The sequence below is a fragment of the Kocuria sp. KSNUG genome (genome assembly GCF_049532735.1).
Taxonomy (GTDB): Bacteria; Actinomycetota; Actinomycetes; order Actinomycetales; family Micrococcaceae; genus Kocuria; species Kocuria rhizophila.
Window position 1 is genome coordinate 2,054,268 of record NZ_CP150981.1, and the last position, 12,337, is coordinate 2,066,604.

General features: G+C 71.2%; 10 protein-coding genes and 1 tRNA gene. 4 read left to right on the forward strand and 7 right to left on the reverse strand.

Going from position 1 to position 12,337, the window contains the following annotated elements; genetic code table 11:
* Nucleotides 1–49: 49 nt before the first annotated feature.
* The 3 genes from AABM36_RS08950 to AABM36_RS08960 all read right to left on the reverse strand — a co-directional run bounded on the left by AABM36_RS08950 (nt 50) and on the right by AABM36_RS08960 (nt 3,295).
* Nucleotides 50–436, reverse strand: a complete 387-nt coding sequence (locus AABM36_RS08950) for a YciI family protein (RefSeq protein ID WP_423445875.1) — start codon at nt 434–436, stop codon at nt 50–52.
* Nucleotides 437–686: 250 nt separating this feature from the next.
* Complete coding sequence (ettA, locus tag AABM36_RS08955; RefSeq protein WP_124108994.1) at nt 687–2,369, reverse strand: energy-dependent translational throttle protein EttA; 1,683 nt, start codon at nt 2,367–2,369, stop codon at nt 687–689.
* Between the two features lie 221 nt (nt 2,370–2,590).
* Entirely contained in the window at nt 2,591–3,295 is a 705-nt protein-coding gene (locus AABM36_RS08960; RefSeq protein WP_423445877.1) for a single-stranded DNA-binding protein, read from the reverse strand.
* Nucleotides 3,296–3,530: 235 nt separating this feature from the next.
* Here AABM36_RS08960 and AABM36_RS08965 point away from each other — a divergent pair.
* A tRNA-Arg gene (locus AABM36_RS08965) sits at nt 3,531–3,606 on the forward strand.
* A gap of 143 nt (nt 3,607–3,749) precedes the next feature.
* On the opposite strand, the gene AABM36_RS08970 is transcribed toward AABM36_RS08965, so the two are convergent.
* The 3 genes from AABM36_RS08970 to AABM36_RS08980 form a co-directional block, all read right to left on the reverse strand.
* Nucleotides 3,750–4,217, reverse strand: a complete 468-nt coding sequence (locus tag AABM36_RS08970; RefSeq protein ID WP_423445879.1) for a GNAT family N-acetyltransferase — start codon at nt 4,215–4,217, stop codon at nt 3,750–3,752.
* 180 nt (nt 4,218–4,397) lie between these two features.
* Nucleotides 4,398–7,490: a bifunctional [glutamine synthetase] adenylyltransferase/[glutamine synthetase]-adenylyl-L-tyrosine phosphorylase gene (locus tag AABM36_RS08975; protein WP_423445881.1), complete on the reverse strand. Its 3,093-nt coding sequence runs from the start codon at nt 7,488–7,490 to the stop codon at nt 4,398–4,400.
* Between the two features lie 9 nt (nt 7,491–7,499).
* Nucleotides 7,500–8,843: a glutamine synthetase family protein gene (locus tag AABM36_RS08980; RefSeq protein ID WP_423445883.1), complete on the reverse strand. Its 1,344-nt coding sequence runs from the start codon at nt 8,841–8,843 to the stop codon at nt 7,500–7,502.
* Nucleotides 8,844–9,217: 374 nt separating this feature from the next.
* On the opposite strand from AABM36_RS08980, the gene panB reads away from it, so the two are divergent.
* Nucleotides 9,218–10,072, forward strand: coding sequence for a 3-methyl-2-oxobutanoate hydroxymethyltransferase (gene panB / locus AABM36_RS08985; RefSeq protein ID WP_423445885.1), 855 nt, complete (start codon nt 9,218–9,220; stop codon nt 10,070–10,072).
* Nucleotides 10,073–10,097: 25 nt separating this feature from the next.
* Here panB and AABM36_RS08990 read toward each other — a convergent pair whose 3' ends face one another.
* On the reverse strand, nt 10,098–10,274 hold the full coding sequence (locus tag AABM36_RS08990) for an SPOR domain-containing protein (protein ID WP_124108990.1): 177 nt from the start codon (nt 10,272–10,274) through the stop codon (nt 10,098–10,100).
* A gap of 179 nt (nt 10,275–10,453) precedes the next feature.
* On the opposite strand from AABM36_RS08990, the gene map reads away from it, so the two are divergent.
* Both map and ppgK read left to right on the forward strand, forming a co-directional pair.
* On the forward strand, nt 10,454–11,350 hold the full coding sequence (gene map / locus AABM36_RS08995) for a type I methionyl aminopeptidase (RefSeq protein WP_423445887.1): 897 nt from the start codon (nt 10,454–10,456) through the stop codon (nt 11,348–11,350).
* A gap of 97 nt (nt 11,351–11,447) precedes the next feature.
* On the forward strand, nt 11,448–12,281 hold the full coding sequence (ppgK, locus tag AABM36_RS09000) for a polyphosphate--glucose phosphotransferase (protein WP_423445889.1): 834 nt from the start codon (nt 11,448–11,450) through the stop codon (nt 12,279–12,281).
* Nucleotides 12,282–12,337: the final 56 nt, after the last annotated feature.

Below are 12,337 nucleotides of genomic sequence, written 5' to 3' on the forward strand. Positions count from 1 at the left end.
CCCGCGCTTCCCCGGGGCTGCCGGTCACCCGGCCGGCCCCGGGGCGTCCTCAGGCCCCGGGGCCCGGGGTCATGACCGGACGCAGCTCCACCGTGTCCCCGGGGCACGAGAACGCGGCCGCGATCTGCTCGGCGCGCTCGCGGGAGGCGACGTCGATGACGAAGAACCCCGCGAGGTGCTCCTCCGCACGGGCGTACGGCCCGTCGGTGACCACCGGCTCACCGCGGTGCACGTACACGCGGGCAGCGGCTGGGTCTGCCAGGGGGCACGCGAACACGATCTCCCCGTTCGCCTGGGCCTCCCCGACCACGCGGTCCCACGTGGCGCCGAGGGCGTCCTGCTGCTCCCGCGGCAGGGCCTGGTACTCGCGGGTGTGCTCGCTCGTGGGGTGCGCCCAGGGCTGCGGGTTCGAGTGGATCAGGATGACGAACTTCACGATGGTGCTCCTCTGATCAGCTGGGCGCGCACCGAGGTGGACGCGGGTGCTGCGCCTCCAGTGTTCCAGGTCACCGTGGGAGGTGCACGGAACCGCGCGCCTCATGGCCCCTGCGAACGCACCCTCACCTCATCTCACGACACGATCCCCGCAACTCCCTGGCATGCAGGGTGCTGCGGGGATCGCTGGAACCCACCGTGGTGCGGGCGGTGACCGGCGGCGTCGTCGTGCGGCGGACCGGGCGAAGACGTCAGTCGCGCGTGAGGCGGCGGTGCGTGAGGCGCTTGGGGCGCGCGGCCTCGGCGCCCAGGCGCTCCACCTTGTTCTCCTCGTACGCCTCGAAGTTGCCCTCGAACCAGTACCAGTTGTCCGGGTTCTCCTCGGTGCCCTCCCACGCGAGGATGTGGGTGGCCACGCGGTCCAGGAACCACCGGTCGTGGGAGACCACCACGGCGCAGCCGGGGAACTCGAGCAGGGCGTTCTCGAGCGAGCCGAGGGTCTCCACGTCGAGGTCGTTGGTGGGCTCGTCGAGCAGCAGCAGGTTGCCGCCCTGCTTGAGGGTCAGGGCCAGGTTGAGACGGTTGCGCTCACCGCCGGAGAGCACACCGGCCTTCTTCTGCTGGTCCGGGCCCTTGAAGCCGAACGCGGAGACGTACGCGCGGGACGGCATCTCCACCTTGCCCACGTTGATGTAGTCCAGTCCGTCCGAGACGACCTCCCAGAGGGTCTTCTCCGGATCCAGGTTGGCGCGTCCCTGGTCCACGTAGGAGATCTGCACGGAGTCGCCCACCTTGAGCTCGCCGCCGTCCAGCTCCTCGAGGCCCACGATGGTCTTGAACAGCGTGGACTTGCCCACGCCGTTGGGGCCGATCACGCCCACGATGCCGTTGCGCGGCAGCGAGAACGAGAGACCGTTGATCAGGGAGCGGTCGCCGAAGCCCTTCTTGAGGTCGCTGGCCTCGATGACCTGGTTGCCCAGGCGCGGTCCCGGCGGGATCTGGATCTCCTCGAAGTCCAGCTTCCGGGTCTTCTCCGCCTCGGCCGCCATCTCCTCGTACCGTGCCAGACGGGACTTGGACTTGGTCTGACGGCCCTTGGCGTTGGAGCGCACCCACTCGAGCTCGTCCTTGAGGCGTTTGGCCTGCTTGGCGTCCTTCTTGCCCTGGACCTCCATGCGCTTGGCCTTGGTGTCCAGGTAGGTGGAGTAGTTGCCCTCGTAGGGGTAGAGGCGACCGCGGTCCACCTCACAGATCCACTCCGCCACGTGGTCCAGGAAGTACCGGTCGTGGGTCACGGCCAGCACGGCTCCGGGGTAGCTCGCGAGGTGCTGCTCGAGCCACAGCACGGACTCGGCGTCCAGGTGGTTGGTGGGCTCGTCCAGCAGCAGCAGGTCCGGCTTCTCCAGCAGCAGCTTGCACAGTGCCACGCGGCGGCGCTCACCACCGGAGAGGACCTTGACGTCCGCGTCCGGCGGGGGGCAGCGCAGGGCGTCCATTGCCTGCTCGAGCTGCGAGTCGAGATCCCACGCGTTCGCGGCGTCGATCTCCTCCTGCAGCTTGCCCATCTCCTCCATGAGGGCGTCGAAGTCGGCGTCCGGCTCGGCCATCTCCGCGGAGATCTCGTTGAAGCGGTCGAGCTTGGCCTTGATCTCGCCCACGCCCTCCTCCACGTTGCCGAGGACCGTCTTCTCCTCGTTCAGCGGGGGCTCCTGCAGCAGGATGCCCACGGAGTAGCCGGGGCTCAGCCGGGCCTCACCGTTGGAGGGCTGGTCCAGCCCCGCCATGATCTTCAGGATGGTCGACTTGCCCGCGCCGTTCGGGCCCACGACGCCGATCTTGGCGCCCGGGAAGAACGACATGGTGACGTCGTCCAGGATGACCTTGTCGCCCACCTTCTTGCGAGCCTTGTTCATGGTGTAGATAAATTCCGCCATGCCCTCCAGGCTACCGCGCCGCCGTGCCCCCGCGAGCCACGATCCCCGCGGGGGCTGCGGCGGTGTGGCCGGTGCCACCGTGGGCGGGGAGGCATTCCGGCCGGGACCGGAACACCCCGTGTGTGCGGCGGCCTCGCAGGCTCGGACGCGCCCCGCGAATGGTGCACCCGTAGAAAGCCCCGCCCACCCGGAACGCGCCTGGGCCCTCGGTGACAAGCCCCTCACGAGGCGGCCGCGGCCGGCTCCCGGTCCTCGGACGTGGAGTTCTCCCGCGCGATGTCCTCGTCGTCCCCACCGGCATCCCGGGTCCCGCCGGTGTCGTCAATGCCATCGCCGTGGGCTCCCAGACCGTCGAACGTGTGGTCGTCCGCGTCCACGGCGATCACTGCGCCGGAGGTCACGTCCACGTACCCGTCCTCTCCCAGGCCCAGGGACTGTGCGTCCCGGTACCGGTCTTCGGTTCCCGCCTCGTTCTCGCCCTGGACGACGCCGCTCGCGCCATCCGCGGGACCGTCACCGGTGTCTTCTCGGGCCTGTGCGCCCTCGGCGCTGCCGGAGCGCTGGGCCCGCCCGCCCGAGCGGGAGAAGTTGGCCGTGCCGAAGCTGAGGTCGTGGCCCACGGCGGCGGCGTCCACCTGAACCACCGTGCGGGGTCCGGTCTCCGACTGCCACTCGTTGATGCCCAGCTTGCCGGTGACCACCACGGGGTGCCCGCAGCGCACGCTGGCCATCACGTGCATGGCCAGGGTGCGGAAGCAGCGCACCGTGTACCAGTTGGTGGTCCCGTCCTGCCACGTGTTGCTGGCGGCGTGGAAGCGTCGGGTGGTGGTGGCCAGGCGGAACCTGGCCACCATGGTGCCGTCCTCGAACAGTCGCGACTCCGGGTCCTTGCCCACGAATCCGCGCAGGGTGACGTGCTCGCTCATGAGGTGCTCCTCGTCTCGTGACCTCCCGGGGCGTCCCCGGTGCGGTCGGTGAACCCCGGTGCGGGGTGCTCCCACTGTCCGGTGCACCGGGGCCGCCGCGAGCGCCGCGCACCGGATCTGGGGAGACCTCCCGGCCGGGCGGCGTCGTTGTCGGGGCTGTGCAGGGCGCACCGCGCGGGCGTGCGCGGCGGGCACCCGCCGCGTTGCTAAACTGGGTGGTCGCTGCGCGCGGCACGCCCCAGTAGCTCAGTGGATAGAGCAGGAGCCTTCTAATCTCTTGGTCGGGGGTTCGACTCCCTCCTGGGGCACCATCACATGCCTGGTCCGAGCAGAGTCACATCCGTCTCGTGGACATCAGGCCCTGCGCCGTCGACACGGCAGGCAGCCCTGAGATCCGAGGACACGTCGAATGCTCGTGAGCGCAGCGCCACGGGCCCCGTGCCGCGCCGGCACCTCAGCGCAGCCGGCGGGAGAAGAACACCCTCTCGAACCCCTCGTCCAGGCGACGGCCGGTCTCCCGGTAGCCCCGGCGCGGGTAGTACTCCAGGTTCTCGGTCATGGCCGCGTTCGTGTAGAGCCGCAGCTCGTCGAGCCCGAGGTCCCGCGCCTGGCCCTCGGCGCACTCCAGCAGCCGCCGTCCCACGCCCGTGCCCTGCGCGGCGGGGTCCACGGCCACGTTGTCCACGTGCAGGTGGTCCGGGTGCGGAACCGTGACGAGCACCCCAAGCACCTCTCCCGCCCGCACGGCCACCGTCACGCATCCGGACGCCACGAGAGCCTCGTAGTCCGCCGTGAGGGGAGCCGGCCGCCGGTCCATGCGTGCACGGTACGGCTCGTAGGCCGCGGCCACCACGGCGTGGATCTGCCCAACGTCCGCGGCGCACGCCCTCCGCAGCTCCACTGCGCCCGCATCACTGCCCATGCCGCTCCCCTCTGAGGCTTGCCGATCCCCCGATGCCGTCCCGGGGACGCCCAGGACCGAAGAGACCCCGACCGGCCGGGCCTCGACCGTACGGGCCCCGGGTCCGCCGGCCATGCCATTCGTGGCAGGCGGAGCGAGTCCCGCAGCCGAGCCCGGGACGTCCCCGAGCGGCGTCGTGCCTCAGTGGCCGTAGAACAGCCGCTCGAAGACCGAGCGGGACTGCCGGGTGATGCGCAGGTAGTCCTCCTCCAGCACCGTGGCGGAGCCGGGTTCGTAGCCGATCCAGCGGGCCACGGCCTCGAGGTCCGCGCGCCGGGAAGGCACCGAGTCCGAGGCGCGCCCCGAACGCAGCACGTTGCCGTTGCGGATGTCCGTGGCGAGCTTCCACGCGTGCTCCAGGACGGAGGCGTCCTCGGGCCCCACGAGCCCCGCGGCGACCGCCGCGTGCAGGGCGGGCAGTGTGGACGTGGTGCGCAGCTCCGGGACCTCGTGGCCGTGGCGCAGCTGCAGCAGCTGCACGAGCCACTCCACGTCCGAGAGCCCACCGCGACCGAGCTTGACCTGGCGCAGCGGGTCCGCGCCGCGCGGCATGCGCTCGCTCTCCACCCGGGCCTTCATGCGGCGGATGTCCACGAGCTGGCGGTCCGTGAACTCCGCCGGGTAGCGGTGACGGTCCACCACGCGGAAGAACGCGCGGGCCACCTCCTCGGAACCGGCCATGAACCGGGCGCGGGTGAGGGCCTGGAACTCCCAGGTCTCGCCCCATCGCTCGTAGTACTCCGCGTAGGAGGCCACCGAGCGCACCTTGGCGCCCGAGCGGCCCTCCGGTCGCAGGTCGTTGTCGATCTCCAGCACCCGTTCGGCCTGGATGGGCGGGGTGCACGGCTGCTTGAGCAGCTTGACCATGCGGTTCAGCACGGCCTCCGCCGCCGCCTGGGCCTCCCCCGGGTCCGCGCCCTCCACAGGCTCGTAGGCGTACACCACGTCCGCGTCCGAGCCGAAGCCGATCTCCCGCCCGCCCTGACGGCCCATGGCCACGACCAGCAGCTGGGCGGGCAGCGCGCCCTCGTGCTCAGCCTCGTACTCTTTCTGGGCCAGGTGCAGCGCGGCCATCACGGTGGCCTGATCCACGTCGGAGAGCCCAGCCACCGTGGTCTCCACGTCGGCGACGCCGCTCGTGTCCGCGAGCGCGATGCGCAGCTGTTCGCGGCGCCGGATCTGGCGGACGGCCCGGATGGCCTCGTCCGGGTCCCGGTGCCTGGTGAGCTGCGAGCGCATCTCCACCCCCAGATCCTCCAGGCTGCGGGTGGCCAGCAGGGAGTCGTCCCCCAACCAGGCGGTGGCCTCCGGGGACACCTCCAGCAAGTCGGAGACGTAGCGGGAGCTGGAGAGGATGCTGCACAGCCGCTCCGCGGCGGCGTTGGAGTCCCGCAGCAGGCGCAGGAACCACGGGGTGGTGCCCAGGGACTCGCACACCCGGCGCAGGTTGAGCAGACCGGCGTCCGGGTCCACGCCCTCGGCGAGCCAGTCGAGCAGCACCGGCAGCAGGGTCCGCAGGATCTCGGCCCGCCGGCTGACGCCGCGGGACAGCGCCTCGATGTGCTGCATCGCGGCCCGGGTGTCCTGGTAGCCCAGCGCCGCCAGACGGTCCCGCGCGGAGTCCGTGGTCAGCGTGGTGTCTGCCGGGGCGTTCGCGAGCGCCGCGAGCATCGGGCGGTAGAAGATCCGCTCGTGCATCGAGCGCACGCTGCGCTTGAGCCCCGACCACTGCTCCACGAGCTTGGCCGCCGTGGGGTGGCTGCCCTCCGTGGCCCCGTCGATCGAGCGGGCGATCACCGCCAGCTCCCGCTCGTCGCGGGGCATCAGGTGGGTGCGGCGCAGCCGGAAGAGCTGGATCCGGTGCTCCAGCAGCCGCAGCCACCGGTAGTTGCGCCCGAACTCCTCGGCGTCCTTGCGCCCGATGTACCCGCCCGAGGACAGCGCCGCGAGCGAGTCCGTGGTGGCGCGCGTCCGCACCGTCTCGTCGCCGCGGCCGTGCACGAGCTGCAGCAGCTGCACGGTGAACTCCACGTCCCGCAGTCCGCCGGGCCCGAGCTTGATCTGGCGGTCCCGGTCCGCCTCGGGGATGTTCTCCGTGACGCGGCGTCGCATGGCCTGCACGGACTCCACGAAGCCCTCGCGCTCTGCGGAGGACCAGATGAAGGGGGCGATGGCGTCCTCGTAGCGCTCCCCCAGCTCGCGGTCCCCGGCCACGCAGCGGGCCTTGAGCAGCGCTTGGAACTCCCAGGACTTCGCCCACCGCTTGTAGTAGCGCACGTGGGAGTCCAGCGTGCGCACCAGTGGCCCGTCCTTGCCCTCGGGGCGCAGGTTCGCGTCCACCTCCCACAGGGCGGGTTCCGGGCCGGTGGCCATCATGGCCTGGGCCAGCTGGTGCGCGAGCTCCGTGGCGATCTCGGTGGCGGTGTTCTCGTCGGGTGCCTCGCCCGAGTCCGACGCGCGGGTCTCCACCACGTAGACCACGTCCACGTCGGAGATGTAGTTCAGCTCTCGCGCGCCGCACTTGCCCATGCCGATCACGGCCAGACGCACCTGCTCCACCAGCGCGGGGTCCCAGCGCTCGTGGACCTGGGCGCGGGCCACGGCCAGTCCCGCCTCGAGCGCGGCCCCCGCCAGGTCCGCGAGCTGACGACCCACGGCGGGCATGTACGCCACGGGGTCCAGGGCGCCCACGTCGCGGATGGCCACCCGGGCGAGACCTCGGCGGTAGGCCACGCGCAACGCCTTCTGCGCGTCCTGGCCCGTCACGGTGGCCACGGGGGTCTCCGCGTCCGGATCCGCGCCCACGGACCCGAGCAGCTCTCGGCGCAGTGCGTCCGGCTGGTCGGCGCCCGGCTGGTCCTCGGGGCGGATGTCCAGCAGGTCGAGGTTCTCGGGGGCCCGCAGCAGGAACTCCCCGAGTGCCTCGGAGGCCCCCAGCAGCCGGAACATCGTCTCGGAGTCCGCGGGATCCCCGGTCACGCGCCGCGCCACCTCCGGGTGCTGCTCGATCAGGCGCACGATCAGCTGCAGCGCCACGTCCGGCGACGCCGCGTGGGCCAGCCCCTCGAGCAGCCGCGGCAAGTCCACGGCGTCGAGCTCGGGGAAGCCCAGCCACCGCCTCGCGTTGGTCACGTCCGCGAAGCCCACGCCGATCAGCTGCTTCGCGGAGACCTGTTCCACGCGCTCCTTGGCCGTGGCGCCCTGTCCCGCGGTTCCCCCGCTCCCGGTGCTCATCGCCGGCCCTTAAAGGATGCCCAGGTTGGTGCGCAGCTCGTACGGGGAGACCTCCTGGCGGTACTGGTCCCAGTCGCGGCGCTTGTTGCGCAGGAAGTACTCGAAGACCTGCTCCCCCAGCAGCTCGGCCATGAACTCGGACTCCTCGGTGAGCCCGATGGCGTCGTGCAGGCTGGACGGCAGCGGCTTGTGCCCCACGGCCCGGCGCTCGGCGCTGCTCATGGAGAAGACGTCGTCCATCTCTACGGGCGGCAGCTCGTACTCGTTCTCGATCCCCTTGAGCCCCGCGCCGATCAGCGCCGCGTAGGAGAGGTACGGGTTGGTGGCGGAGTCGATGCCGCGGTACTCGATGCGCGAGGACTGCACCTTGTCCGGCTTGTAGAGGGGCACGCGCACCAGTGCGGAACGGTTGTTGTGGCCCCAGGACATGTAGGAGGGCGCCTCGTCCCCCGCCCACAGCCGCTTGTACGAGTTCACGAACTGGTTGGTCACTGAGGTGAACTCCGGCGCGTGGCGCAGCAGTCCGGCGATGAAGTGGCGGCCGGTGTCCGAGAGCCGGAACTCCGCCCCGGCCTCGTAGAAGGCGTTGGTGTCCCCCTCGAACAGGGAGAAGTGCGTGTGCATCCCGGAGCCGGGGTGGCGCGAGAACGGCTTGGGCATGAACGTGGCGTAACTGCCCTGGGACAGTGCCACCTCCCGGACCACGGTGCGGAAGGTCATGATGTTGTCCGCGGTCTGCAGGGCGTCCGCGTAGCGCAGGTCGATCTCGTTCTGTCCCGGCCCGGCCTCGTGGTGGGAGAACTCCACGGAGATCCCCACGGCCTCCAGCATGCTCACCGCGCGGCGCCGGAAGTCCTGGACCACTCCGCCGGGGACGTGGTCGAAGTAGCCCTCGTAGTCCACGGGCACGGGCTCCCCCGTTCGGGGGTCCAGCTCCGGGGAGCGCAGCAGGTAGAACTCGATCTCCGGCGCGGTGTAGCACGTGAACCCCATGTCGGAGGCCTTGGCGAGCACCCGCTTGAGCACGCCTCGGGGATCCGCCGACGAGGGCTCGCCGTCCGGGGTCTTGAGGTCGCAGAACATGCGGGACGTGGGCTCGTCCTCACCGCGCCACGGCAGCAGCTGGAACGTGGAGGGGTCCGGCTGCAGCAGCATGTCCGACTCGAACACGCGGGACAGTCCCTCGATGGAGGAGCCGTCGAAGCCGAGACCTTCCTCGAACGCGGACTCCACCTCCGCCGGGGCCAGCGCGATGGACTTCAGGGTGCCCACGACGTCCGTGAACCAGAGCCGCACGAATCGCACGTCCCGGTCCTCGATGGTGCGGAGAACGAATTCCTGCTGACGGTCCATGGGTCCACCTCGGATTCCTCGGGGCTGCGGCACAGCGGTTCACCAGCTCGGCGTCCGGGTGCGCACACCCGACGGAGCCAGGCCCCACTGTATCGGCCCGCTCCGACATCCCGGTCCGGACGCTCCGGGCTCGGCACCCGCCTCGTCGAGGCCGCCCGGTGCGGGGTCACCCTGGCACCCACCGGCCGCAGAACCCGGGTGCTCCGGGCCCGTGCACGCGACCGGGGAACCCGGGTGCTCCCGGCCCACGCAGGAGGCCGTAGAACTTGGCCCCCGCCCAGCGGTGCCGCGGGGTGCGGGAGGTGGCCCACCGGCGTCGTGCGCCCCGCCGATCCGGCCCGCGGCGCCCTCCCGAGGGCCGGTAGGCTGGAGCGATGACCGATGCCCAGCCCGTTCCCGGGACCCCCGCGACACCCGCCCTCGCCAACGTCAAGCGCGTGCGCACCGTGCACCTGCGGCGCGCCAAGGATTCGGGCGAGAAGTTCTCGATGCTCACGAGCTACGACGTCCTCACCGCTGGGATCTTCGACCGCTCCGGCGTGGACGTGCTGCTCGTGGGCGACTCGCTGGGCAACACCGTGCTGGGTCACGAGAGCACGCTCCCGGTCACCCTGGAGGACATGGTGGTGTTCGCGGCGGCGGTGGTGCGAGGCGTGCAGCGCGCGCTCGTGGTGGTGGACCTGCCGTTCGGCTCCTACGAGGAGTCACCCGCCCAGGCCGTGCGCAGCGCCGCGCGGATCATGAAGGAGACCGGCGCGCACGCCGTCAAGCTCGAGGGCGGCGAGGCCGTGGCCGAGCACATCGCCGCGGTGGTCCGCGCCGGGATCCCGGTCATGGGGCACGTGGGCTTCACCCCGCAGTCGGAGCACGCGCTGGGCGGCTTCCGCATCCAGGGCCGCGGCGGGGCCGCCGAGCAGCTGCTCCGGGACGCCCGCGCCGTGCAGGACGCCGGGTGCTTCGCCGTGGTCCTGGAGATGGTGTCCGCGGACGCCGCCGCCGCGGTCGAGGACGCGCTGGAGATCCCCACCGTGGGCATCGGCGCGGGAAACGTGACCACCGGGCAGGTGCTCGTGTGGCAGGACATGCTGGGGCTGCGCACCGGGCACATGCCGCGCTTCGTGCGGCAGTACGCGGATCTCGCGCGGGTCGCGGGCGACGCCGTGTCCGCCTACGTGGCGGACGTGCGCTCGGGCGCGTTCCCCGCGGAGGAGCACACCTACCGCGGGTGACGACGCCGCCCGCCCCCTCCCGGGCTCAGTCGCCCTGGAACGCGGCGTCCTCGTCGTCCCACCGCTTAGTGTTCTCAGCGGCGTGCTCGAGGGCCCTGGAGGCCTCCTCGCGCGTGGCGTAGGGGCCCATGAGCTTGCGGTAGTCGTCCTGTGGGCCCTCCTCCACCTGCTTGGTGTAGAGGTTGTACCAGTACTCGGCCATGTGCTGCCTCTCTCTCCGGCGCGGCGCGCCGTCTGCCCGCCGGGCGGCGGGTCGCGAACACCCGGGCGGAACGAGCCCGGGACCCAAGGCTTAGGCTAGTTGCTGAACCAGGTCCCCGGGAGGCCGCGACGCCCCGGAGCGCACCAGCACACCACTGCCGCAGGAGGCATCGACCCATCGTGACCAGTCACAACCTCGCCCCAGCTCCCGGATCCACCGCACCCGTCGGCGCGCTGCGCCCCGGCTCGCTCTCCCCGCTGCGGCCCGTGCCCCGCGGCATCGAGCGCCCGGAGTACGTGGGGCGGACCGAACCGGACGAGGGCAGCGCGTCCAACGTCTACACCCCGGAGGAGGTCGAGCTGGTGCGCGAGGCCGGGCAGATCGCGGCGCGCGCCCTGCAGGCCGCAGGTGCCGAGGCGAAGCCGGGAGTGACCACGGACGAGCTGGACCGGATCGCCCACGAGTACATGTGCGACCACGGGGCCTACCCCTCCTGCCTGGAGTACCGCGGGTTCCCCAAGTCCATCTGCACGTCGCTCAACGAGGTCATCTGCCACGGCATCCCGGACTCCACGGTGCTCGAGGACGGGGACATCATCAACCTGGACGTCACCGCCTACAAGAACGGGATGCACGGGGACACCAACGCCATGTTCCTGGTGGGGGACGTGGACGAGGACTCGCGGCTGCTCGTCGAGCGCACCCTCGAGGCCACCAACCGCGCCATCAGGGCCGTCCGCCCGGGCCGAGAGATCAACGTGATCGGCAGGGTCATCGAGAAGTACGCCCAGCGCTTCGGATACGGCGTGGTGCGGGACTTCACCGGCCACGGCGTGGGGCGCGAGTTCCACACCGGGCTGATCGTCCCGCACTACGACGCCGCCCCGTCCTACAGCACCGAGATGGTCCCGGGGATGATCTTCACGATCGAGCCCATGCTGACCCTGGGAACCATTGCGTGGGACCAGTGGGAGGACGACTGGACCATCACCACGCACGACCGCATGCGCACCGCGCAGTACGAGCACACCATGGTCGTGACCGAGGACGGCGTGGAGATCCTCACCCTCCCGTGATCCGCCCACGTCGGCCCGTAAACTCGAAGGCACGGGGCGGGCGGGAGAACTCCGCCGCCCCGGAACAGCGTCAGACCGTGAACCGAAGGGACCGTTCATGAGCTCAGGTACTCCGCAGGGTGTCGTCTCGCAGTACGGCATTGGAATCGACATTGGTGGTACCGGCACCAAGGGCGGGATCGTGGATCTCACCACCGGGCAGCTCGTGGGCGAGCGCTTCCGCATCCCCACGCCGCACCCGGCCACCCCGCAGGCGGTGGCGGACGTGGTCCGGCAGATCGTGGACGAGCTGCAGTCCCGGCCGGAGGCACCGGCCCCGGACAGCAACGTGGGCATCGTGTTCCCCGCGATCATCAAGAACGGCGTGGCCCTGTCCGCCGCGAACGTGGACAAGTCCTGGATCAACACGGACGTGGACGCGTTGATGACCGAGACCCTGGGGCGTGAGGTCGAGGCGCTCAACGACGCCGACGGCGCCGGGCTCGCCGAGGCCCACTACGGCGCGGGCAAGGGCAAGGAGGGGCTGGTCATGGTGATCACCCTGGGCACCGGCATCGGCTCCGCCATGATCCTCAACGGCCAGCTGGTCCCCAATGCGGAACTCGGCCACCTGGAGATCGACGGCCACGACGCCGAGACGCGAGCCTCCGCGGCCGCGCGCGAACGCGAGCAGCTGCCCTGGAAGAAGTGGGCCACCAAGCGGCTCCAGCGCTACTTCTCCCACGTGGAGTTCCTGTTCTCCCCATCGCTGTTCATCATCGGCGGCGGCGTGTCCAAGAACTCGGAGAAGTTCCTCCCCTACCTGGAACTGCGCACCCCGGTGGAGATCGCCGCCCTGCGCAACAACGCGGGCATCGTGGGTGCGGCCCTGTGGGCGCAGCAGTGCCGCGGCGCCCAGGCCGCCAAGCCGGTCATCGACCCCGTCGACTGAGCACCCCGCCGTACGTCGAAGGCCCCGCGTCCTCACGGATGCGGGGCCTTCGACGT

What these genes read in the sequence shown, in the direction of transcription:
- AABM36_RS08990 (WP_124108990.1), bottom strand. Translation starts at nt 10,274, where the DNA reads ATGGCCGAGTACTGGTACAACCTCTACACCAAGCAGGTGGAGGAGGGC.
- AABM36_RS08960 (WP_423445877.1), bottom strand. Translation starts at nt 3,295, where the DNA reads ATGAGCGAGCACGTCACCCTGCGCGGATTCGTGGGCAAGGACCCGGAG.
- AABM36_RS08980 (WP_423445883.1), bottom strand. Translation starts at nt 8,843, where the DNA reads ATGGACCGTCAGCAGGAATTCGTTCTCCGCACCATCGAGGACCGGGAC.
- panB (WP_423445885.1), top strand. Translation starts at nt 9,218, where the DNA reads ATGACCGATGCCCAGCCCGTTCCCGGGACCCCCGCGACACCCGCCCTC.
- AABM36_RS08975 (WP_423445881.1), bottom strand. Translation starts at nt 7,490, where the DNA reads ATGAGCACCGGGAGCGGGGGAACCGCGGGACAGGGCGCCACGGCCAAG.
- AABM36_RS08970 (WP_423445879.1), bottom strand. Translation starts at nt 4,217, where the DNA reads ATGGGCAGTGATGCGGGCGCAGTGGAGCTGCGGAGGGCGTGCGCCGCG.
- ppgK (WP_423445889.1), top strand. Translation starts at nt 11,448, where the DNA reads ATGAGCTCAGGTACTCCGCAGGGTGTCGTCTCGCAGTACGGCATTGGA.
- ettA (WP_124108994.1), bottom strand. Translation starts at nt 2,369, where the DNA reads ATGGCGGAATTTATCTACACCATGAACAAGGCTCGCAAGAAGGTGGGC.